The following is a 23,292-nucleotide window of genomic DNA, read 5'->3' as shown; positions in this document are numbered from 1 at the left end:
CGACGACTTATTCGCATCGGCAGGGTTCAGCTGGCCGGCGCCAGCATCTCCTTCCATCCGTCGTCTCCTGTTGTGCTCGAGTTTGCGACGGCGTACTTGACACCATCCGGCCCCACCAGTTCACCGCTGGCCGGGCTATAGACCGCCGACGGGCCCGATGTTGGAGTGTAGACGCACGGGTTAGGCTGCTGCCCGTTGCACTGCACAGTACCCGAACCCGGTCTTTGCAACGGGTCACTGACCGGCGGGGGCGTTCCTTGCACCTGATCGGCGGGCGCCGGATTCAAACCGGTGTTGATCGAGGGCGCCGGAATCACCAACCCGGGCTTCACCGGCTGATCGCAGCGCGCTCCAGGTGCCGGGCAGGTGAGAATCTGGTTCGGATCACCAAACCACGGGTTGGTACCCAGCGGAACGTACGGGTCCTTACTGCGGCACTCCTTCGGCGTCGCCGCTCGTTTGCCCAGGACATCGACACAGGGAATGTTGCGCGCCCCCCGGACTTGCAGCTGGGCATCCTGGGGAATCTTGCAATAGGTTCCCGACGGCAACGGCCTGGGACTGGTATCGGCCGGAGACCGCCACTCCGATGCAGGAAGAAAACCCGTCAAGCACGGCGGCGGATAGTTGATCGCCGGCGCGAGCGGCAGCTGGGCAGCACCCGGAGTTGGCGTGAGTACGGTCTGTGCGATCGCGGCACCCTGTGGGAGGAACACCAACAATTGCTCCACGCCGGCGTGGTAGCGCTTGAGCATATCGAACACAACCTCAAGATTGGCCAGGGTCTGTGGCAGCGAATCGCGAACACCGCTGAATACCGCGTTAACCTCATCGGCGGTGGGGGCCGCCTGGGACAGGATGCTTCGCACGTTCTGATCCCTGGTCGCGGTCTGTGCGGCCAGATTGTTCAATTTGCGCGCCCAGCGCTCGATCTGATCACCCGTGTTGACCTGGCTGTCCAAAATCGGCCCGGAGTTCTCGATGATGTCGTTGACGTCGCCAATGTTGGTTTTGAAGTCACCGACGATCGCTTGAGTGGAATCGACCAACCGTTGCAACGCGGGTCCCAGCCCACCCACCGCTTGCGCGGTCTCGTCGAGCAGCAAGCCGATCTTCTCCGTGGGCAATGCGGCCAACCCGCGATTGGAATTGTCCAGCGCCGGCCCGATCTCACTGGGAACGGTGCCCTTGGTGATGGTCTGTCCGGAGGAGAAGTATTTACCCGGAGCACCGGTGGACACCAGGTCGATGTACTGCTCGCCCACCGCTGACACCGAATGCACGTTCGCCGAGGCATCGACGGGGATTTTGTAGTTGCTGGCGATGCTCATCGTCACTCGTGCGCCCTGGTCGGTGGGCTCGACGGCAGTAACCTTGCCAATGGTGATACCGCGGTAGGTCACATTGGCCGTCGGATACAGGCCACCCGATGCGGGCAAGTCGGCCTTCAAGGTGTACTGCCCGATACCCACCAGACTCGGAATTCGCAGGTAGTACCAGCCCAATACGACGATTGCGACTACGGAGACGATCGCAAAAAGGATCAACTGGCGTCGGATGAAGCGAGTCAGCACTGGCGATTTCCCCTTTCTACCAGCGGGCCGCCCGGCGCATCGTTGGGGTTCGGTGTGTACCGGATGTCGGGAATCATTGTCTCGGGATCGCGGCCAAAAGACTGCTCGAGGGCGCGCAACGCACCGGAGAATCCGGTCCCGGTAAGGAACGCATTGTCGATGGCGCTGTAGGTCAGGTCCAGCGTCAGCGACAAGTTCATGTAGTCGCCCCGCACCAGCTGCGGCACGGTGTCGACGTCAAAGGGCTGGGTGAGGATCAATTTGAGCGCACCCACCAGATACGGAGCGGCTCGACGCAGTTCCTTGAGCGGGCATTGCAGCGCCTGCAGGTCCTGGTGCAGATCGCCCCGGGCAGCCGAAAGATACTGGTCGGCGGACTGGCTGAGCCGGCCTACCGCATCGGAAGCGTTGATCAACAGTTCCTGCTTATCCGCAAAGTGCTTGATCAATGGCGGTAGGTCGGTGAGCACCCGATTGAGGACTTCCGAACGACCGCCCACATAAGCCAACAACCGATTGGTGGAATCAATGGCGCGGGTAATGTCATCGCGTTGCTGGTTGAGCTCGTCGGTGAAGGTGTCGAGCTTGCCAAGAAAGGCCCGGATCTGGTCCGCCCGCCCCGTCACGATGGCGTTGATCTCTTGCTGAATCCCTTCGAGGTTCACCAGGCCGCCGCCGCGCAACAAGGTGGCGATGCTGGCCAGCGTCTGCTCGGTGGTGGGATAGGCCGAGGAGCGCTTCAACGGGATGGTGTCACCATCCTTCAGCGGCACCGGCGACGGATCTGGCGGCGCGGCCAGCTCGACGTGCTGCGAACCCAGCAGGCTGGTCTGCCCGATCTTGGCGGTGGCATTTTTCGGTAGCGTGACGTCCTTCTTCAGGCTCAGCGTCAGCGTGGCCACCCAGTTCTTCAACTTGATCGCGCGGATCGATCCGACCCAGACGTCGGCCACCATGACCCGACTGTTGCCGTTGATCGCCAACGTGTCCGGCATCTGCACGTAGATGGTGTAGGAGCCCGGGCCGGTGCCCGGGCCGCCGGGGATCGCCACATTGGAGATGCCGCGCCAGCCGCACGAACTCAGCAAGAGTGCGAGCACCAGCAACACCAGCCCCTGCCAGGCTCGGTGGCGCATCACCCGCATCCGCGCCAGCACGCTCATCATTGACCCCCTCCTGCCTCAGCGGGCAACGGCGCCCCCACCGGTGCCGGCGTCGGTGGCACCGGACCCGGGATTACGTCGGGCCCAGGAGGCGGCGGTGGTATCGGCACCTGTGGGGCCTGTAAACCGATCGGCGGCAGCACGGGGTACTCGTCGTACGCATTCGGGGGTCCGGGCGGGGTTTGCAGCCCTGACGACGGAGGGGCGATATCGGGACCACCCATGAGTTCGGCCAGGGACTCCGGCGTCAGCAAACCCTGCGTGATCGGTCCCACCTGAACCCCTTGCATCCCGGGTGCCACCACCCAACCGGGCTGCGTGTTGCGGTGTGACAACGGCGTATCCGGCACCCAGATGCCGGGCACCGTGGTGTCCTTGTACCCGTTGGGCGGCTGCAAGCGGGGCTCGGAGTACGCGATCTCTTTAGGCAGTGTCGAGGCGGTGCTGGCCACGTTCAGGCCGAACGGAAAGTAGTTGAACTTGATCGCATCGAGGACTGGCGCCAGATACTGCGCACAGAGTTCGGCCGACTCTTGATAACCGAGCCGGCTACCCGCCTGAATCGAGCTGCAGATGAACTCCATCGGGTTGGCGAAATTCGTGAACGCGGAAAGCGACACCACGCCACCGTGTGTCGGATGGTAAAGCTGGTTAATGTTCGCCGCCAGCGTCGGGAAGATGTGCAGGACGGTCTCCAACCCATCCAACGGATCGGGCTGCAGCAACGTGGTGGTCACGGTCGCGAGATTATTGACGTCATGCGTCAGCACCTCGCGGTTCTTGGCGAAGAACGGGCGCGCGACGGCGAGCAAGCTGTCGAATTGCTGGATGGCGTTCGACAGGTCCGCATCGGAGTGGGTCAACCTGTCGGTGAACTCCGCAAGGTTCTTGTTCAACGCGACGAACTGTTGGTCGTCCTGATGTAGCGCGTTGACGAATAGCGCCAGGCTGCGTACCACCGCGAAGAAGTCGCCGCGGCCCTCATTCAAGGCGTTCAACGCCTGCGACAGGCTGTTCAGCGTGGTGTTGATTTGCTTACCCTTGCCGGCCAGCCCGTCGGCGAATGCCTCGATGACTTCGCCGAACGGCCCCTTGGGCTGCTCAGGTGTCGGGCCGAGCTCGTCGATAATATGCGAAACGCTGTCCCGCAGCTCGTCCCACTCCGTCGGTACCTGGGTGCGCTCGACCGGGATCACCGCATTATCGGCCAGCACTGGACCACCTCTGTAGGGTGGCTCCAACTGAATGTTCCGCGACGCCACCAAGGTGGGGTTGAGGATCACCGCGGAGGCATTGGCAGGCACCTTGTACTTGTTCTGGTAGTGGAAAGTCACCTTCATTTTGTCGCCGGCTGGTTCGATCTTGTCGATCGAACCGACCGGGAGGCCCATAATCTGGACCTTGTCTCCGACATACAGCGCATTGGCTTGGGTGAAGTAGGCGACCACCGTGTTGTTCGTCAGTTTTTGATAGAGCCGCACACCAACAATTCCGGCGGCCAGCGCCAGCACCACCACCAACGATCCGATGACAACCGAGGCCCGCGACAGCTGCGGCAACCGCAGGTTGCGGATATCAAAGATGGTGCTCAATTCTCGCTACCTCCCGTCACGCCACTACCGCCGGTGCCGCCGGGGTTGATGAACGGGGCCGGCAACTGCGGCCCGGGGCCCGGTGGTGCCGGCGGGCCTGGCGCCGCCGGGGGCGGAGCCGGACCAGGCGCCGGCCCGAGGGGCAGCGTGCGTGCCCCGGGGGGAGCCTCCTGTGGAATCGGCACCGGCGTGCCGGGAACGTTCGGCGGCACCTCACCCGGACGTCCCGCGATTGGTAGGCCCGGGGCGGGCGGTGGACCGTCTGGGTTCGGCGGCGACGTCGCGACATCCAGCGGCGCCGGGAAATCGGGGCCACCGAATGGACCTTGAGTGAGGTTAGCGCAGGGCAGCGGATCCCACGGCCGCGGCAGACCGTCCGCCGGCGGGGTGTAGGAGCACGGCGATCCCGGCGGCACCGCCGGCCCGGGATGCTCGGGCGTGCCCTCCAACACCGGCGGTGGTGGCGGCGGCGCACCGTTGGGGAACCGGGTGCCATTGGGGTCGGGCCACCGGTATGCCGGCAGCCCGGCGCTGCGCCAGAAGTCCTCCGGGCTAATACCACGCTTCTTGAATGCCGCATCGACAAACGGCTGCAAGATCTGACCCGGCACCAGGTTGGCCAGCAGCACTTTGAAGTAGGGCCCAGAGGCAAACGTCTCACCGAACGACGCGCTGAATCTGCCCAAGATCGTCAGGGTTTCAGCCAAATCCTCCTTGCGGTCGACCAACAGGTCGGTGAGGATGCGCAGCTGCTCGAGCACATGGTTCAGGTTCGGGTTGTCGTTGATAAGGTTTTGCACCTGGGCCGAGAAAGCGGAGATGTTCCCCAGCAGGGCGTCGACCGCGCGGCCGCGCTCGTTGAACGCGGCGATCAGGGTCTTAGCGTTGACCAATAGGCGGTCGACCTGCTCACTGCGATCACCCAGGATGCTGGCCACCTGGTTGGCCTGGGCTAGTAGGTGCGTGATCTGCTCGTCGCGCTTGCCGATGGTGTCGGAGAACTTAGCCACCCCGTCGAGGGCGGCGCTCAGGTGCGGATAGGTCTGATCAACGGTCTCCGACAACACATTCAGCGACCGCTTGACCGTCTCGATGTCCCAGCCGGATGCGGCCTTGGTGACGTCGAAGAACGCGTCGTAAATCTGGTACGGGGTGGTGCTTTGCCCAACCGGCAAAACGCCCCCGGGCGGCAACGCTTGGGCGCCGCGCGGCTCGATCTCGAGCACTTTCCTACCCAGGATGGTGTCGGTGCGGATGGCTAGGCGGCTCTCGGTGCCGATGGTGTTGGTGCCGATGGAGAACTTGACCACGATGTGGTCGCCGTCGATCTTGAGCCCCTCCACGGTGCCCACTCCCAAGCCGGCGATGCGTACCCTGTCGCCCTTGTGCAGTCCGCCGGAGTCGGTGAACTGGCCGTAGTAGCTCGGCTTTGCGAATAGCATGGGAACACTGGTAAAGCTTTGGCCCACAGCGACAACGAGCAGCGCAACGACGATGCCCATGAGCCCAATTCGCATTCGGTTGGGTGGTTCCAGCGTTCTCATTGCGGCGTGCACCTACCCGTCGGCTGGCTAAAGAGCTTCACCGTGCGGACCGGCCCTCCGGCTTGGAATCCGTTCCACTTGATCTGGAGGTCGCAGAGGTAGAAGTTCTGGAAATCGCCGTAGGTTCCGTTGGCGCGTCCGAGCGCCGTCAACGCGGTCGGCGTCTTGTGGAGCAGGTCGTCCAACTCGACGCGCTGGTCGATGACCGGTTGCTGAATAGCGTCCAGGTAGCTGACGGCCTTGCGCACCAACGTGCGATTCTCGGCAAGCAGGTCGGCCACCGTGCCGGCGCCGTTGCTGATGTGCGCGAGGCCGCCGGCCAACTGGTCGGAGTGGTTCCTCAGCCCAGTGATCAGATTCTCCAAGTTATTGACCGTCTCGTCGAACTCTTTTCGATGCTTGACCGTGGTGTCCAGCACGATGTTCAGGTTCTTGACAACCTCACCGATCGCCTGATCGCGCTCCGCGATCTGGCTGGTCAGTTGCGCGGTCTGGTCGAGGATGTCGTTTATGGTGCCACCTTGCCCCTGGAAGACGGTGATGAGCGCGTTGGCGATGTTGTTCACCTTCGCGGGATCCAACGCCCGAAACACCGGCTTGAAACCACCGATCAACGCGTCCAGATCCAAGGCCGGTGACGTGCGGGACAATGGGATGAGTCCACCTGGCGGCAGCAGATCGTTGGCCCCCTTGCCCTCACCCCGTTTGAGCTCCACGTACCGGTTACCGATCAGGTCGGAATAGCGGATCTGGGCGGTCGTGGACTGATACAACGGCACCGAACGATCGATATTGAACTCCACCCGAACCCGACGGCCACCGTCGACCAGGTGTAGTGCTTTGACCTTGCCGATCTCTACCCCCGAAGCACGGACAAACTGGCCTTGGCGCAGCCCGCTGACATTGCTGAACTCCGCGGTATAGCCATTAGTCCGGTCGAAGCGCATCTGACCGAAAATCACGATGATCATCACCGTGAAGAACAGCAGCACCACCGAGACGATGCCGAGTTTGACGACGGTTCCAGTGATTTTCATGGGTTGATCGTGTTATCCCCTACCTGACGGCCCCAGACGTACTCGACTGCATAAGGCGAGCCAACCTCCATGTGGTTGTACGGGGCGAGGCTGGCACCGGTGTCCATCACCAGATACGGCGCTGGCCACAGATCCCGGGTGATCGGCTGCCAGCAACCGGGGGCGCCCCCCGGGCCACCGCGAGCGTTCACCCGCGGCAGATTCTCCGGATAGGTATAGGGATTGGGCGCGCCGCCAACGATTCCGGGTAGGGCTCCCGCTAGATTTGCGGCCACCGCGAGGGGCGGCGCTATCAATCCGGCTACCAGTCCGATTCCGATTGCCGCCCCATTGGTGGCTAACGCCAGGGGAGACAACAAGGAGATACCTATCCCGGATAGGATCTCTGAGTTCGTCCTCAGCGAGTAGCCGTTACCGCCACCGGACGCCGCTTTAGCGAGCGGATCGGCATCGTAGAAGTTGCGGATCGTGCAGAACAGTTCCGGGCTATAAGTGTCGAGCAGGGTGGCGGTGGGGACCAGGTCGGCGACCCCCCGCTGCAGATACGGCCCGCCGCGGTCGAAGACATCGGCTGTGGTGTTGCCGAACCCGGCCGCCGCCAACAGCGCCGAATCCAGTTCCGCTTGCTGGGCATTGATGGTGCGGGCGGTGGTCACCGAACTGTCGAGAAAGTCGAACAGGTCCGGCGCCGCGTCGGCGTAGACGTCGCCCAGAGCCGCCAATTGCTGAATGTCGTGGCGCGACTGCGGCATCCGCGAATTGAGGTCATCCAGAACGGTGTTGGCGTTGACGATCGACTCGCCGAACTTATCGCCCAGCCCGGTCAACGCCTCCGCGGCCGCGCTCAGGGTCAGGTTCAGCTTGACCGGATCCACCTTCTCGGCGATCGAGGTGAGCGTCTGGAACAACGTGTTGATCTCGGTGGTCACCGACCGTACGTCGATGACGTCTTTTGGCGTTATCCGCCTCTTTGTCGGGTTTTTCGGCGTGGTCAACGACACATACTTACCGCCGAACACCGTGGTCGCCTTGATGTCGGCGTTCACATTTGCCGGAATCAGGTGGATGTAACGCGGATCCACATCCAAGATGAACTTGGCCGCCGACTCGCCGTCACGTGTGACCTCCGAGATGGTGTCTACCCGCCCGATCTCCACCCCGTTATAGGTGACCTTCGACCCGGGATCCATCACCAAACCCGCACGAGCGGACAGCATCGTCAACTGCGTCTTGGGCGTGAACTCCCCGCGAAACTGCAGGTATACCAAGGCAACTACGAGCGCGAAGACCAGCACTAGACCCAAACCCGCCGTCTTGTAGGGCGGCACTCGCGCCTTGTTCAGCTTCCCCGGCGTCGTCATGCGGCTACACCGTGAGATTGAAGTTCGGGTCGACACCGTAGAGCGCCAACGCTGCAAACAGGACAACGACCTGCACCGAGACCAACGAGAAACGCATCGATCGGCCGACGGCCTCGCCGACACCGACGGGGCCTCCACCGGCGGCGTACCCGTAGTAGCAGTGGCTGACCATGACGATCGCAGTGATGATGAGGGCCTCCAAGAAGGACCAAAAGACATCGTCGGGACGCAGGAACGTTTGAAAGTAATGCTCGTAGGTGCCGTTCGACTGCCCGTAGAGCACCGTGGTGGTGATCTGCGGGGACAGGAACGACATAATCATCGCCAACGCGTACAGCGGGATGATCACCACCAGCCCGGCCATGATCCGGGTGGAGGCCAGAAACGAGATCGACTTGATGCCCATCACTTCCAGGGCATCGATCTCCTCGCTGATCCGCATCGCGCCCAGCTCGGCCGTAGCACCCGCACCGACCGTGGCCGCCAGGGCGACACCCGTGACAACTGGGCCGGCGATGCGCACGTTGATCAGTGCGGCGAAGAACCCGGTGAACGCCTCGACACCGATGTTGCCCAGCGACGCGAAGCCCTGGATTGCGACCAGCGAGCTGCCGGACAGCGTGACAAAGCCAACGATGGCGACCGTGCCGCCGACGACGGCCATCGCGCCGGTACCCATGCCGATCTGGGCGATCAGCCGCAGCGTCTCCTTGCGGTAGTAGCGCAGCGCGTGCGCGATCTGCCCGATGCTGGTCAAAGCGAACCAGGTGAGCTGGCCGGCCTCGTCCAATCCACGGGCCGCCGCACCTCCATATTGACGAAGGTTGGCGACCGCCCGCGGGAAGCGGGCGCGCAGCACAGCAGCGGTCGACATGTCAGCGCCCCGTCCCGAATCGCACACCGATGGTCGTCAAGATCACGTTGACGGCGAACAGGGCAATCACACACAGCACCACGGTCTCGTTGACGGCGGTGCCAAGACCCTTGGAACCGCCACGGACGGTCAGCCCCCGATAGCAGCCGACAAGGCCCGCGATCAGGCCGAACGTTGCGGCTTTGATGGTTGCGATGACCACCTCGGGCAGGCCGGTGATCAAGGTCAGCGTGGCAAGGTAGGCGCCGCCCGAAACGTTCTGCAGATAGACACCGAAGAGAAAGCCACCGACCAGGCCGACGGTGATCACCAAGCCGTTGAGCAGCGTGGCGACCAGCATCGAGGCGAGCACCCGCGGCACCACCAGACGGTGGATGGGATCGATGCCCAGCACCTCCATCGCGTCGATTTCCTCGCGGATGGTGCGGGCACCCAGGTCGGCGCAGATGGCCGTGGATCCGGCGCCGGCGACCACCAGCACCGTTGTCAGCGGGCCAAGCTGGGTGACCGCGCCGATCGCCGCGCCGGAACCGGAGATGTCTGCCGCGCCGAACTGGGCCAGCAGAATATTGAGCGTGAAGATCAACAGCACCGTCAGCGGTATCGAGACCATGATCGTCGGTAAAAATCCGACCCGCATGATGAACCAGCACTGCAGAATGAACTCGCGCCACTGGAACGGCCAGCGAAACAGCGCCTTTCCAGTCAGCACACACATGCGAAAGAATCCACCGACGAGGGTCAGCGGGGTTTGCAGTTGGTCGCGGACGTAACCGCCAAGCGTTGTCGACGTCGTCACCGCGGCTCCCTCAAGCCGCCGACCTGGGTATCGCGGCGCCGCGGCGCATCATGTCGCACGCCTCCTCCTTGCCCCGACCCTTGGTGTGTGACCGCCACCTCGTTACTCACAGGGAGTAACGGAGACCACAGGAATCTACCCGATGGCCAGCCAGGAGTGTAAGGCATCCGCACATTTAACCCTTCGTCAATAGCGGGCAAACGTTACAATTTCTGTCGGTTTTCCCTTCTCTCCGTGAAACCAGCTGATGCAGAACGTCTTTCAACATTCACACAGGCGCCGTAGCGCAATCGCAGTTCAGTCTTGAGCACCTTCCCCGCGGGGTTGCGGGGCAGAGCGTCCACGATCTCGAGCGCCTTGGGGTGCTTGTAGCGCGCAAGCCGGTCGGTCAGGAACTCACCTAGGTCTTCGATCCGAAGGTCGTCGTTCGTTACGGCCGCGACCGCGATCGGCACCTCTCCCCACTTCTCGTCGGCCCGGCCGATGACCGCGACTTCGGCGATGTCGGGATGGCTGGCCAGAACGTTTTCCAGCTCGGCGCAGTAAATGTTTTCACCGCCGGAGATAATCATGTCCTTCTTGCGGTCCACCACCCAGACGTAACCGTCGGAGTCCATACGAACCAGATCCCCAGAATGGAACCAGCCGCCTGCGAACGCCTCCGCGGTGGCCTCCGGGTTGTTCCAGTAGCAGCTCATCAATGTTGGTGCCCGGTAGACAATTTCGCCCACTTCGCCGACGGGGACATCGTTCATGTTCTGATCGACCACCCTTGCGGCGACGGTCGGGATCACCCTGCCGACCGATCCGCGCTTAGCGATCGCATCTTCGCCGAGCAGCATGCAGGTGACCGGTGACATCTCGGTCTGGCCGAATGCGGCCAGTATCTGGGTTTCGGGAAAGGTTGCCGACATCTGCCGCAGCAACGCATCCGGCGCCGGCGCAGCTCCCCACGACAACACCCGTAACCTCAAGTCACGTGGTCGTGCTTGCTGTTCGGTACAGACCGCCTGCCACTGCGCGGGAACCAGAAAGATGCCGGTGACCTTCTCTGCCTCCAGCACGTCGAGCAGCTGTCCCGGGTCGAACGCGCCCAGCGGATAGATCACCGTGGGCAAGCCGAGCAGCAGCCCGGTCAGCATGTTGCCGATTCCGGCGATATGGAACAGCGGGACGCCGACGAAACCGACGTCGCTGTTGATATTGGCGCCACTGGTGTAGAGCGCGGTCATCGCCTGACCGGTGAGGTTCGCGTGAGTCAGCACGGCGCCCTTCGGGCGGCCGGTGGTGCCCGAGGTGTACATGATCAAGGCCGGCGAGTCGTTCGGGATGTCCACCGGTTCGTGGACATCCCCGGCCTCGTTGAGTAGGTCCTCATAGCCGAACACGCTGTCCTGGCTGGATCCGCCGGCGACCACGATCACGCTCAGCAAGGGCTGGATGTTGCGGACACCGATGGCCACCGGAGCCAGCGCAGCTTCGGTCAGCATCACGTGTGCGACACAGTCTTCGACCAGGACGGCGATTTCGGTTGGGGTGAGCCGGAAATTCAGTGGTACGGCGATGGCCCCGATCATGTTGGCGGCCAGCACCGACTCGACGAACTCGGTGCGGTTAAGCATCAGGATCATGACCCGATCGCCGAAACCGACCCCGCGACCGCTCAATGCGCCCGCCAGCGCCGCAACCCGGCGCCTTAGGTCAGCCCACGTCATGGTGTTGCCCACAAACCTCAGCGCCGGCGCGTCTGGCTGCATCATCGCGTGCCGTTCGAGCTGGTTGACCCAGTTCTGCCGGCGAGCAAGGTAGGGCTGCTGTTGGGCTAGTGTTAGCGCCCGCGTCAGGTGACTGGCCAGTTGCGCGGTCAACTATCCCTTCCTTCCCTTCCTTTCACTTGCGCATCCCTTGCGCCAGGTTGATATTTGATAAAGCATGATGTTGTCTGGGTCACACTATGGCCTGAGCGGCCCAACAACAAGCCCCCGCCAAGCCCCCGGCAAGTCCCCGGCAATCCCGGCCCGACCCTGAAAGTCCTGGCAAGCCACGTGAACGCACCTCTATCGGCGAAGCCGCGGAGCCAGCTTCCCCTGCGCCGGGCACAGTTGTCCGACGAGGTCGCGGGCCACCTGCGGGCCGCCATCATGTCGGGCGCCCTGCGCTCTGGAACGTTCATCCGTCTCGACGAGACGGCAGCCGAGCTCGGAGTCAGCGTCACGCCGGTGCGGGAGGCGCTGCTGAAACTGCGCGGTGAGGGGATGGTCGGGCTGGAGCCACATCGCGGCCACGTGGTGCTGCCGTTGACCCGCCAAGACATCGACGACATTTTCTGGCTGCAGGCCACCATTGCCCAAGAACTTGCCACATCGGCCACCGCTCACATCACCGACGTTGAGATCGACGAGCTGGACCGCATCAACAATGCGCTGGCCGGTGCTATCGGGTCCGGTGATGCCAAAACCATCGCGTCGATCGAGTTCGCGTTCCACCGCGTCTTCAACAAAGCGAGCCGCCGGATCAAGTTGGCCTGGTTCCTGCTTAATGCCGCGCGCTATATGGGCGCAGGTGTTCGCGGCCGACCCGCGATGGGGCGCGGACGCGGTGAACAGTCATCGGCAGCTGATCGCCGCGCTGCGCCGCCGCGACACAGCCGCCGTAATCGAGCACACCGTCTGGCAGTTCACCGATGGGGCACGCAGGCTGACGGAGGCCCTGGCTGAGACCGAAGTCTTCGGCTGAGCCCGCACATGCCTTAGCTGGCCGCCAGCTGCTCGGCGCGCTGCTTGAGATTTTCGGCGAGATGCTCCAGGACGTTGTTGAGCAGCATCTTCACCATCGGCTCGGGCACCGGCATGGTGACCTGGACGTCCATGTCCACCGTGAGCAAGCTCGCGGCGCCGGTTGCCACCACACTGAACAGCTGCTCCTGCTTGGCAAACAGTTCACCCTGCTGCATGACGGTTTGAATCTGGTTTTCGCCTGGGTAGTACACGGCGTGGATATAGGTGCCCTCGATGCCTTGAACAGCGGTGTCGAGCCGCACCTGGCTGGGACGCCCGTCATCGTAGCGAGCGAGCACCCATGCGCCCTTGACCCCTTCATTCCACTCTGGGTAGCGCTCGATATCGGCAACGATGGCCATGATCGATGCGGCGTCGGCGGTGACCTCGACGGTCTTGCTCAAAACTGGCATTCGGGAAGCATACCTGGGTCGCGGTGAGCACGAGATTGCCGTCATGGCTGTGGTTGGAGCGGCGAAAATCACAGCCCTGAACGCAATCTGGGCGCGGCTTATCCGCTTACGCAAGCCGTCGACAACAGCGACCGAATGGCCTCGGGAATCGGAACCGGCCTGCGGCTAGTCCGATCGACATAGACGTGCACCCAGTGCCCGAGTGCGGTGATCACCCCCGCATCGTCAGGCTCCTTAAACACACCCAGCCGGTAGGTGACGCTGCTGCGCCCCAACCGCGTCACAGCCAGGCCCACCATTAGGCTCTCCGGGAAACGCAGTTCCGAGAAATAACGGCAGCCCGACTCCGCGACAATGCCCAGCACAGGCATCGCGAGCGGGTCAACCCCGGTGCTCGTGTTGATCCAGGCGTTTATCGCGGTGTCAAACAGCTGGTAGTAGACGGCGTTGTTGAGGTGGCCGAACATGTCGTTGTCGGCCCATCGAGTTCCCACCGGCCACAGCACCGGAAAGTCGCTGCGCAGGAGCTTCTCCGGTGCCGGCAGTGCAGCCATGGTTGTATTCCAACATGCCTGCCATCCGGGGCGCGGTGCTAGACCAGATCGGTGTGCCGCGGCCCTATTGGCGGTCGAAACCAATCAGCGTCGTCGAGCTGCACCTGGACCCGCCCGACCGCGGTGAGGTCCTTGTCCGAATCGAGGCTGCGGGCGTGTGCCACTCCGACCTGTCGGTGGTCGACGGCACCCGGGTACGGCCGGTGCCGATCTTGCTCGGTCATGAAGCCGCTGGAATCGTCGAGCAGGTCGGCGACGGCGTCGACGGGGTCGCGGTCGGTCAGCGAGTCGTGCTGGTGTTCCTTCCGCGTTGCGGCCAGTGCGCGGCGTGCGCGACCGACGGTCGGACGCCGTGCGAACCGGGCAGCGCGGCCAACAAGGCCGGCACACTGCTCGGTGGCGGTATCCGGCTCAGCCGGGGCGGCCGCCCGGTGTACCACCACCTCGGCGTCTCGGGTTTCGCGACCCATGTCGTCGTCAACCGGGCCAGCGTGGTTCCGGTGCCGCACGAGGTGCCGCCCACCGTCGCTGCCCTACTCGGGTGCGCGGTGCTCACCGGTGGGGGTGCGGTACTCAACGTCGGTGATCCGCAGCCCGGCCAGTCGGTCGCCGTCGTCGGCCTCGGGGGCGTCGGTATGGCAGCGGTGCTCACCGCTTTGACGTATACAGACGTTCGTGTGGTCGCCGTCGATCAGCTACCCGAAAAGCTGTCGGCCGCAAAGGCCTTGGGCGCCCATGAGATCTACACACCGCAGCAGGCCACGGCCGGCGGGGTCAAAGCCGCCGTGGTTGTCGAAGCCGTCGGTCATCCTGCCGCGCTGCACACCGCGATCGGGCTTACCGCGCCCGGAGGGCGCACCATCACCGTCGGGTTGCCGCCACCGGATGTCCGGATCAGCTTGTCGCCGTTGGATTTTGTCACCGAAGGCCGGTCACTGATCGGCAGCTATCTGGGTTCGGCGGTGCCCAGCCACGACATTCCCCGCTTCGTGTCGTTGTGGCAATCGGGCCGTCTGCCGGTGGAGTCGCTGGTGACGTCAACGATTCGGTTGGACGATATCAACGAGGCGATGGACCACCTCGCCGATGGCATCGCGGTGCGTCAGCTCATCAGTTTCACCGGTGATCTCTAAAGGCGCTGAATGCTTGCGCAGCACCGGTCAGTCGAACAAGACCGCGGCGTTAAGGTACCCGGTCGGGTCCAACGCCGCCTTGACCCTCCGCATCGCGGCGACGTCGTTGGCCTGCCGGGACATTCCCAGGTAGGCACGCTTGCGGCTGCCCACCCCATGTTCTGAACTGACGTTACCGCCGCATTCGGCGATGAGGCCCATCATCTTTGCGTACAACGCCGGTTCCCGATCAGGCGGGCAACGCAGCACGTTCAGGTGCAGGTTGCCCTCACCGATGTGACCGAACAACAGCGGCAACGCCTCCGGAGAATCCGGGACGTGTCGGTGAACCAACGCGACCGCATCTCGGGCGAAGCCGCTGATCGCCGACAATGGCAGCGAGACGTCGAACTTCAGCGGCGGGCCGTACACACCGAGCACCTCGGCCAGCGATTCACGGGTGCGCCACAACCGTTGCTGCGCAGCGGCATCCACACCGACCGCGGGCTCCCCGCACATCCGTGCACCGCCGAGCAGGTCGGCGAGCCGGTCGGTCTGATCGTGGTCGGCGGCCAGTTCCACCAATAGCAACCAGTCAGCCTCGACGGGGGGGCGAACGCCAAGATGTTCACGGGTTAGCGCGGCGGCCCGACCGTCAATCAATTCCAACGCCGCGATGCCCTCCACGTCGCGGAACATTCGGCCGGCATCGACCAGCGCTGCCAGCTCGGCGAACCCGCACACGGCTGTCACCCGATGCGACGGGGTGGGGTGCAGCCGCAGATCCAGCGCGGTGATAACCCCCAGGGTGCCTTCGGCCCCGACGAACAGCGCGGGCAGGTCGTAGCCGGTGTTGTCGCGACGCACCCGGCTGTGCCGGCGCAGCACCGTACCGTCGGGCAGCGCGACGTCTAGCCCGACAACCTGCTCGCCCATGTTGCCGTAACGGACCGTGCGCAATCCGCCGGCGTTCGTCGAGGCCATGCCACCGACGGTCGCGGTATCCCGGGCCGACAAATCCACGCCGAACACCAGCCCAGCCGTTGACGCGGCGTGCTGCACCGCGGCCAGTGTGACCCCGGCACCGATCTCGATTCGGCGCTCAACGGTATCGACATCGCTGACGACGCAAAGCCGTTCGGTAGACAGCAGCACGTCGTCGTGTTCGGGAACGGTGCCCGCCACCAGTGAGGTGCGGCCGCCTTGAACGGTGACATAGGCTCCAGCGTCCCGGCACACCCGCAGCACTTCGGCGACCTCTTCAGCCGAGCCGGGCCGCACCAGCGCGCTGGCCCGGCCCCGATAGCGGCCGGTGTGGTCGACGCTGCGGCCGGCCAGCACGTCAGGGTCGGTGGTGACGTGATGCGATCCGACCGCACTCACCAAGCTGGTTAGCATGCTCGCGGTTATAGCAGCCGCCATAGGTCAGGCAGTCATCGAGGTTTGTCCAAACGCCGGACGTAGCGGCAGGACCGCCTTACTCTCGTTAAGTACCTAATACCCGCGGTAGCGGGTCAGTCCCAAGTGACCGGTGCGGGCGCCGGTCCGTTGGGAAGGACGGGGAGATGTCGCACCTGGTCACAGCCCCTGACATGCTGGCGACGGCAGCTGCCCATGTGGATGAGATCGCTTCCACGCTGCGGGCCGCCAACGCGGCTGCGGCAGGCCCGACATGTAACCTGCTGGCCGCGGCCGGCGATGAGGTTTCGGCGGCAACGGCGGCCCTGTTCAGCGCATACGGGCGGGAGTATCAGGCGGTCGTCAAGCAGGCCGCGGCGTTCCACAGCGAGTTCACCCGGACGTTGGAGGCCGCCGGCAACGCCTACGCACACGCCGAAGCGGCCAATGCGGCCCGGGTATCGCACGCGCTGGACACTATCAACGCACCGATCCGGACGCTGTTGGGCCGTGCGCCGTTGAGCCCCAACGGATCCAGCGGGGCCGGCGGGCTGCCGGCGATCGCGCAGCTGGCTGCGGAGAGTCCGATAACGGCGTTGATTATGGGCGGCACCAATAACCCGCTACCCGACCCCGAGTACGTGACAGACATCAACAAGGCTTTCATCCAGACCCTCTTCCCGGGTGCTGTCTCGCAAGGCCTGTTCACGCCCGAGCAGTTCTGGCCGGTTACCCCCGACCTCGGCAATCTGACGTTCAACCAGTCCGTCACCGAAGGCGTGGCGCTGCTGAATACCGCCGTCAACAACCAACTGGCCCTCGACAACAAGGTCGTTGCGTTCGGCTACTCGCAGAGCGCCACGATCATCAACAACTACATCAATTCGCTGATGGCGATGGGTTCGCCGAATCCGGACGATATCTCCTTCGTCATGATTGGTAGTGGCAACAATCCCGTCGGCGGGCTGCTGGCGCGCTTCCCCGGCTTCTACATCCCGTTCCTGGACGTGCCGTTCAATGGCGCAACCCCGGCGAATAGTCCCTACCCGACACACATTTACACGGCCCAGTACGACGGCATCGCCCACGCGCCGCAATTCCCGCTGCGCATCCTGTCGGACATCAACGCCTTCATGGGCTACTTCTACGTGCACAACACGTACCCGGAACTCATGGCCACCCAGGTGGATAACGCGGTGCCGTTGCCGACCTCCCCGGGCTATACCGGCAACACCCAGTACTACATGTTCCTGACTCAGGATCTGCCACTGCTCCAGCCGATCCGTGACATCCCCTACGCCGGTCCCCCGATCGCCGACCTGTTCCAGCCGCAGCTGCGGGTGCTCGTCGACTTGGGCTACGCCGACTACGGGCCGGGCGGCAATTACGCGGATATCCCCACTCCGGCCGGGCTGTTCTCGATCCCCAACCCGTTCGCTGTCACGTATTACCTGATCAAAGGGAGCCTGCAGGCGCCCTATGGCGCCATCGTGGAGATTGGGGTGGAAGCCGGATTGATTGGGCCGGAGTGGTTCCCGGACAGCTATCCGTGGGTCCCGTCGATAAACCCGGGCCTGAATTTCTACTTCGGCCAGCCACAGGTGACACTGCTATCCCTGATGAGTGGCGGTCTCGGCAACATCCTGCACCTGATCCCGCCACCGGTCTTCACCTGACGCGGCCGCGATAACGATTGGCCGAAAACGCCGGGCTTCCCGGCGGGCGCGCTCTAGGCTCTAAGGGCCCCAGCGTCGAACAGGAGACCAGATGTCCTACGTCATCGCGGCCCCGGAGATGTTGGCAACGACGGCCGCGGACGTGGACGGGATCGGTTCGGCGATACGAGCGGCCAGCGCGTCCGCTGCGGGTCCAACGACCGGACTGCTGGCCGCGGCCGCCGATGAGGTGTCGTCGGCCGCTGCAGCGCTGTTCAGCGAATACGCGCGCGAATGTCAAGAGGTCCTAAAGCAGGCTGCGGCGTTCCATGGCGAGTTCACCCGGGCGCTGGCTGCCGCCGGGGCCGCCTATGCCCAGGCTGAAGCCAGCAACACCGCTGCTATGTCGGGCACCGCCGGGTCCAGCGGCGCCCTCGGTTCTGTCGGGATGCTGTCAGGCAACCCGCTAACCGCGTTGATGATGGGCGGCACCGGGGAACCGATCCTTAGTGACCGCGTCTTGGCGATCATTGACAGCGCATACATTCGGCCCATTTTCGGGCCCAACAACCCGGTCGCCCAGTACACGCCCGAGCAGTGGTGGCCGTTTATCGGGAACCTGTCACTGGACCAATCCATCGCCCAGGGTGTCACGCTGCTGAACAACGGCATCAACGCGGAACTACAAAATGGGCATGACGTCGTCGTTTTCGGCTACTCGCAAAGCGCCGCGGTAGCGACCAATGAAATACGCGCTCTTATGGCGTTACCACCGGGCCAAGCCCCAGATCCAAGCCGGCTGGCTTTCACGTTGATCGGTAATATCAATAACCCCAACGGCGGCGTCCTCGAGCGTTACGTGGGCCTTTACCTCCCGTTCTTGGATATGTCGTTCAACGGTGCGACTCCACCGGATTCCCCCTACCAGACCTACATGTACACCGGCCAATACGACGGCTACGCCCACAACCCGCAGTACCCGCTCAATATCTTGTCGGACCTCAACGCCTTCATGGGCATCAGATGGGTGCACAACGCGTACCCCTTCACCGCGGCCGAGGTTGCCAATGCCGTGCCGTTGCCCACGTCTCCGGGCTACACCGGCAACACCCATTACTACATGTTTCTGACCCAGGACCTGCCGCTGTTGCAGCCGATTCGCGCCATCCCCTTCGTAGGGACCCCAATAGCCGAGCTGATTCAGCCCGACCTACGGGTGCTAGTCGACTTGGGCTATGGCTACGGCTACGCCGACGTACCCACCCCGGCCAGCCTGTTCGCGCCAATCAACCCGATCGCCGTGGCCTCGGCCCTGGCGACCGGGACCGTGCAAGGCCCCCAAGCCGCCCTAGTAAGCATCGGATTGTTACCGCAGTCCGCGCTACCCAATACGTATCCGTATCTTCCGTCGGCGAATCCGGGCCTGATGTTCAACTTCGGTCAATCCAGTGTGACGGAGTTGTCGGTGCTCAGTGGCGCCCTCGGGTCCGTAGCGAGATTGATTCCACCGATCGCGTGAGGTTCACGTTTCCTTCCGAGTTCCAAGCGGAGACTGGTTGCGGATCGATTCGTCGCGGATCAGCCCGCGCAGCAGTGCCGTGCTGAACTCCGCCGCGATCTCCTTGGCCGTTCGGCGCCCGCTCGGCCGCAGCCAGCGGTAGCTGCCCAGCGTCATCCCGATGTACCCCAGCGCCACCACATGCGAGTCGCACTCATAGAACTCGCCGCTGGCAATCCCGCGGTCGATCAGGCCGTGTACGTGCTCGTAGACTTGCTGCTCCTTCTCGCGGACCTCGGCGACCTGCTCGCTGGTGAACCACTCGGTGATGTAGGGCTGCTCCTGGAAGTACACGGCGGCCCGCTCGGGGTTGCTCGCGATCGCAGTGAGCAGCCGGACCGTGTACTGGTACAGCGCTTCACGGGCCGTCCAGGACGGATCGTCGTGCACGGCGGCCAGGGTGCCCTCGGCCGCCTGACGGTAAATGTCGAACAGGATCAGCGACTTGCTGGCGTAGTAGTGATAGACCGTTGCTTTGTTGAGCCCGATCACATCGGCGACGTCGTCCATCCGGGTGCCGTGATAACCGCGCGCCGCGAATAGTTTGGTGGCAACAGCCAGCAACTCCTCACGGCGGCTTAGCCCGTTGGGGCTGGTGTCGGATGGCATCGCTACTCGCTATCGTCGCTGCCGGTGGAGCCCATGGGCCCCGGCCGAAGCTGTATCAATCAACTGGTTGTTCAGTTTAGGCAAGGCGGCGACAACCTGTCGCACCGGCGCGGATGTGACTAAACTCCGTTGCGAACCAAGTCGCGAGTCGAGAGGGTGAAGTGATGGATCCGAGTCCTGACTACGACGTGAGCGACGAAATCGAGTTCTTCTTCCGGTACCTCACCTGGGGTCTACGCGGGGTCGAAACCGGCGACGGATACCCGCCGCCGGCGTATCCGCCCGTCTGAGCCAGCGCTCGCGCGCTACAACGCCTTGAGTTCCTCGGAGACTTCGGTCACCGATTTCTTCGCATCACCGAACAACATAGTGGTGCCGTCGGCGTAGAACAGCGGGTTGTCGATGCCGGCGAACCCGGAATTCATCGACCGTTTGAGCACGATCACCGACCTCGACTTGTCCACGTTGAGGATCGGCATGCCGTAGATCGGGCTGGACGTCTCGTTGCGGGCCGCCGGGTTGGTGACGTCGTTGGCGCCGATCACGATGGTGACGTCGGTGCGGGCGAACTCGTCGTTGATGTCGTCCATGTCCTTCATCGCGTCGTAGTCGACTTCGGCCTCGGCCAGCAGCACGTTCATATGCCCGGGCATCCGGCCGGCGACCGGGTGAATCGCGTACTTGACCGGCACACCCCTGTCCTCCAGCAAGGTTGCCAGGTCCTTCACCGCATGCTGCGCCTGCGCGACGGCCAACCCGTAGCCGGGCACCACGATCACCTGATTGGCGTATGCCATCTGGATCGCGGCATCGGCGGCCGAAGTGGCCTTGACGTGTTTGTCGTCGCCGCCGCCACTGGGCGCCACACCGCCGCCGCCGAAACCGCCCGCGACGATCGCCGGAATGGAGCGGTTCATCGCCTTAGCCATCAGGTTGGTCAGGATCGAGCCGGACGCGCCGACGATCATGCCGGCCACGATCATCGCGGTGTTGTTCAACGCCAGACCCGCCGCCGCGGCCGACAGGCCGGTCATGGCGTTGAGCATCGAGATGACCACCGGCATGTCGGCGCCACCGATCGGCAACACCACCATCAGACCCAGCACGCCGGCGGCGACCAACAGGCCGATCATCCACCACAATGCGACCCCACCGCTCCCGGGATGCGCGTGCAGTCCGATCACCACGGCGGCGGCCACGGCCACGGCCAGCAGCAACAGGTTGATCGGCTGCTGCGCCTTGCCGAGTCCGATCGGCCGCCCGGAGATGATCTCCTGCAACTTGCCGAACGCGACGATAGACCCCCAGAACGAGATCGACCCGATGATCGCGGCGAACAATGAGGCCACCACGATGTGCACGGTCGGCGACTCGCCGTGCTGGAATGCGGAAAAGCCGGTGGTATCGATGAACTCCGACAGCGCGATGAGTGCGACCGTTCCTCCGCCCACGCCGTTGAAGAATGCCACCAGCTGCGGCATGGCGGTCATCTTGGTCAGTCGCGCCGGCGGCACACCGAGCACAACACCCACCACCAGACCGGCGATGATCAGCGGCCATTGGCTGGTGTGTCGGATCATGACCAACGTGGCCGCCACGGCGATGGTCATGCCGGCCGCGGCGATCAGGTTCCCGCGCACCGCGGTCTTGGGGCCGGTGAGCCCCATCAACCCGTAGATGAAGAGTGAAAAGGAGATGATGTAGAGAATCTCGACCAGGTAGTGCAGGTTCATCGGAGCGCCTCGTCGCGGTCGGGCTTGGCTGGCACGGCGGGCTTCTTGGCCTTGAACATGCCGAGCATTCGGTCGGTGACGATGAATCCGCCGATGACGTTCAGCGTGCCGAACACCACCGCGACGAACAGGATGACCTGCAACACGAGCGATGGGTGCTCAATTTCGCCGAAAACCACCAGCGCGCCGAGAACGACAATGCCGTGGATGGCGTTGGTTCCTGACATCAGCGGGGTGTGCAACGTGTTGGGCACTTTCGAGATCACCGCGAACCCGACGAATCCGGACAGCACCAGGATCGCCAGGTTCTCCAACAATTCGTTGTACATCTAGGAGTCCTTCCCGCGGGTGACACACGACTGGGCAATCACCTCGTCGTCGAAGTCCGGGGCCAGCCTGCCGTCTTTGATCAACAAGTCGAGTAGCGCGGTGATGTTCTTGCTGTAGAGCTCGCTGGCGTGCTCGGGCATCGTGGCCGGCAGGTTCAGCGGTGCGGCAATGGTGACGTCGTGCTTGACGACTGTCCGGCCGGGCTCGGTCAATTCGCAGTTGCCGCCCGTCTCGCCGGCGAGATCCACCACCACGCTGCCAGGCTTCATCGCTTCCACTGCAGCGGCGGTCACCAACGTTGGCGCCGGGCGGCCCGGCACCAGCGCGGTGGTGATCACCACGTCGAAGCCACTGATCGCTTCTTCCAATGCCTTTTGCTGCTGGGCGCGCTCGTCGTCGGTCAGTTCGCGGGCGTAACCGCCCTCACCGGACGCTGAGATGCCCAAATCAAGCCATTGAGCGCCCACCGATCGGACCTGGTCGGCCACCTCGGGACGCACATCGTAGCCCGTGGTGCGCGCGCCTAGCCGTTTGGCCGTCGCCAGCGCCTGCAGGCCGGCCACGCCGACGCCGAGCACCAGCACCGTGGCCGGCTTCACCGTTCCGGCCGCCGTCGTCAGCATCGGAAAGAACCGGGTCGATTCCGAGGCCGCGAGCAGCACAGCCTTATACCCAGACACGTTGGCTTGCGACGACAGCGCGTCCATCACCTGCGCCCGCGAGATGCGCGGGATGGCCTCGAGCGCGAACGCCTGCACCCCGGCCTGGGTCAGCGCGCCGATCGAGTTGTCAGCATTACGGGGCGCTAGAAAGCCGATCAGTGTCTGCCCACCGCGCAACCGGCCGACCTCCGCCGCCGTCGGCGGCGCGACCTTGACAACGACGTCGGCGGCCCAAGCATCCCCGATGCTGGCACCGACAGCGGTGTAGAGCTCATCGGGAAGCAGCGCGCGCTCGCCCGCACCGGCCTCGACCACGACCGCCACACCACGGTTCACCAGCGACGCGACCGCCTTGGGAACCAGCGCGACCCGTCGTTCGTCGGGCCCCGACTCGGCAACCACCCCGACCCTGGTGCTCTGCGTCTGCGGATCTGTCATGGCGCGTACATCCACTTTCCTTACTGAACGCCGATAGATTTGCTCAGACACCCTACCGGGCTACCAGAGCGGTATTTCCTGGCCATACTCGGATGCCGAGCGCGCACCG

At 63.9% G+C, this 23,292-nt stretch carries 21 protein-coding genes; 5 read left to right on the top strand and 16 right to left on the bottom strand.

The window, feature by feature from the left end; translation table 11 throughout:
* Positions 1-26: 26 nt before the first annotated feature.
* From mce1F to fadD5, 9 genes are all read right to left on the bottom strand, one after another.
* A complete protein-coding gene (mce1F, locus tag Rv0174) occupies positions 27-1,574 on the bottom strand; it encodes an Mce family protein Mce1F (RefSeq protein ID NP_214688.1) in 1,548 nt (515 codons plus the stop codon).
* A complete protein-coding gene (gene lprK / locus Rv0173; RefSeq protein NP_214687.1) occupies positions 1,568-2,740 on the bottom strand; it encodes an Mce family lipoprotein LprK in 1,173 nt (390 codons plus the stop codon). Before lprK ends, mce1F begins: the two co-directional genes overlap by 7 nt.
* Positions 2,737-4,329 (bottom strand): Mce family protein Mce1D, encoded by a 1,593-nt coding sequence (gene mce1D, locus Rv0172; RefSeq protein ID NP_214686.1) that lies wholly within the window; start codon positions 4,327-4,329, stop codon positions 2,737-2,739. The genes lprK and mce1D overlap by 4 nt, the downstream gene beginning before the upstream one ends.
* Positions 4,326-5,873, bottom strand: coding sequence for an Mce family protein Mce1C (gene mce1C / locus Rv0171; protein NP_214685.1), 1,548 nt, complete (start codon positions 5,871-5,873; stop codon positions 4,326-4,328). The genes mce1D and mce1C overlap by 4 nt, the downstream gene beginning before the upstream one ends.
* The gene (gene mce1B, locus Rv0170) at positions 5,870-6,910 is read right to left on the bottom strand and encodes an Mce family protein Mce1B (RefSeq protein NP_214684.1); all 1,041 of its coding nucleotides are present in this window, start codon (positions 6,908-6,910) and stop codon (positions 5,870-5,872) included. Before mce1B ends, mce1C begins: the two co-directional genes overlap by 4 nt.
* Entirely contained in the window at positions 6,907-8,271 is a 1,365-nt protein-coding gene (gene mce1A / locus Rv0169; RefSeq protein ID YP_177701.1) for an Mce family protein Mce1A, read from the bottom strand. The genes mce1B and mce1A overlap by 4 nt, the downstream gene beginning before the upstream one ends.
* 4 nt (positions 8,272-8,275) lie before the next feature.
* Complete coding sequence (yrbE1B, locus tag Rv0168; RefSeq protein ID NP_214682.1) at positions 8,276-9,145, bottom strand: membrane protein; 870 nt, start codon at positions 9,143-9,145, stop codon at positions 8,276-8,278.
* Position 9,146: 1 nt separating this feature from the next.
* Positions 9,147-9,944, bottom strand: coding sequence for a membrane protein (yrbE1A, locus tag Rv0167; protein ID NP_214681.1), 798 nt, complete (start codon positions 9,942-9,944; stop codon positions 9,147-9,149).
* Positions 9,945-10,147: 203 nt separating this feature from the next.
* Positions 10,148-11,812 (bottom strand): fatty-acid--CoA ligase FadD5, encoded by a 1,665-nt coding sequence (fadD5, locus tag Rv0166; protein ID NP_214680.1) that lies wholly within the window; start codon positions 11,810-11,812, stop codon positions 10,148-10,150.
* A 177-nt stretch (positions 11,813-11,989) separates the two neighbouring features.
* On the opposite strand from fadD5, the gene mce1R reads away from it, so the two are divergent.
* Positions 11,990-12,661 (top strand): transcriptional regulator Mce1R, encoded by a 672-nt coding sequence (gene mce1R / locus Rv0165c; protein ID YP_177700.2) that lies wholly within the window; start codon positions 11,990-11,992, stop codon positions 12,659-12,661.
* A gap of 32 nt (positions 12,662-12,693) precedes the next feature.
* On the opposite strand, the gene TB18.5 is transcribed toward mce1R, so the two are convergent.
* Together TB18.5 and Rv0163 are read right to left on the bottom strand one after the other, a co-directional pair.
* On the bottom strand, positions 12,694-13,179 hold the full coding sequence (gene TB18.5, locus Rv0164; protein ID YP_177617.1) for a hypothetical protein: 486 nt from the start codon (positions 13,177-13,179) through the stop codon (positions 12,694-12,696).
* Positions 13,180-13,232: 53 nt separating this feature from the next.
* A complete protein-coding gene (locus tag Rv0163; RefSeq protein NP_214677.1) occupies positions 13,233-13,688 on the bottom strand; it encodes a hypothetical protein in 456 nt (151 codons plus the stop codon).
* On the opposite strand from Rv0163, the gene adhE1 reads away from it, so the two are divergent.
* Positions 13,670-14,821, top strand: coding sequence for a zinc-type alcohol dehydrogenase subunit E (gene adhE1, locus Rv0162c; RefSeq protein ID YP_177699.1), 1,152 nt, complete (start codon positions 13,670-13,672; stop codon positions 14,819-14,821). The two genes, Rv0163 and adhE1, sit on opposite strands and share 19 nt — an antisense overlap.
* Before the next feature lie 27 nt (positions 14,822-14,848).
* Here adhE1 and Rv0161 read toward each other — a convergent pair whose 3' ends face one another.
* Positions 14,849-16,198 carry an oxidoreductase gene (locus Rv0161; RefSeq protein NP_214675.1) on the bottom strand — a complete coding sequence of 450 codons (1,350 nt, stop codon included), beginning with the start codon at positions 16,196-16,198 and terminating at the stop codon, positions 14,849-14,851.
* A gap of 167 nt (positions 16,199-16,365) precedes the next feature.
* Here Rv0161 and PE4 point away from each other — a divergent pair, with 167 nt between their 5' ends.
* Positions 16,366-17,874, top strand: a complete 1,509-nt coding sequence (gene PE4, locus Rv0160c; protein YP_177698.1) for a PE family protein PE4 — start codon at positions 16,366-16,368, stop codon at positions 17,872-17,874.
* Positions 17,875-17,965: 91 nt separating this feature from the next.
* Positions 17,966-19,372 carry a PE family protein PE3 gene (gene PE3, locus Rv0159c; RefSeq protein YP_177697.1) on the top strand — a complete coding sequence of 469 codons (1,407 nt, stop codon included), beginning with the start codon at positions 17,966-17,968 and terminating at the stop codon, positions 19,370-19,372.
* 3 nt (positions 19,373-19,375) lie between these two features.
* On the opposite strand, the gene Rv0158 is transcribed toward PE3, so the two are convergent.
* On the bottom strand, positions 19,376-20,020 hold the full coding sequence (locus tag Rv0158; protein NP_214672.1) for a transcriptional regulator: 645 nt from the start codon (positions 20,018-20,020) through the stop codon (positions 19,376-19,378).
* Positions 20,021-20,181: 161 nt separating this feature from the next.
* Between Rv0158 and Rv0157A the strand changes: the two genes are divergently transcribed.
* Positions 20,182-20,310, top strand: a complete 129-nt coding sequence (locus Rv0157A; RefSeq protein ID YP_007408797.1) for a hypothetical protein — start codon at positions 20,182-20,184, stop codon at positions 20,308-20,310.
* 15 nt (positions 20,311-20,325) lie between these two features.
* Here the strand turns inward: Rv0157A and pntB are convergent, their stop codons facing one another.
* From pntB to pntAa, 3 genes are read right to left on the bottom strand one after another with little or no spacing between them, the layout of a single operon-like run.
* A complete protein-coding gene (gene pntB, locus Rv0157; RefSeq protein ID NP_214671.1) occupies positions 20,326-21,753 on the bottom strand; it encodes an NAD(P) transhydrogenase subunit beta PntB in 1,428 nt (475 codons plus the stop codon).
* A complete protein-coding gene (pntAb, locus tag Rv0156; RefSeq protein ID NP_214670.1) occupies positions 21,750-22,082 on the bottom strand; it encodes an NAD(P) transhydrogenase subunit alpha PntAb in 333 nt (110 codons plus the stop codon). Before pntAb ends, pntB begins: the two co-directional genes overlap by 4 nt.
* A complete protein-coding gene (gene pntAa / locus Rv0155; protein ID NP_214669.1) occupies positions 22,083-23,183 on the bottom strand; it encodes an NAD(P) transhydrogenase subunit alpha PntAa in 1,101 nt (366 codons plus the stop codon). It abuts the gene before it with no gap.
* Positions 23,184-23,292 lie beyond the last annotated feature (109 nt).

It is taken from the genome of Mycobacterium tuberculosis H37Rv (assembly GCF_000195955.2).
In the GTDB taxonomy this organism is placed as follows: domain Bacteria; phylum Actinomycetota; class Actinomycetes; order Mycobacteriales; family Mycobacteriaceae; genus Mycobacterium; species Mycobacterium tuberculosis.
The sequence above is the reverse complement of the archived record's forward strand: the minus strand, read 5'-3'. Positions and strand labels throughout refer to the sequence as shown.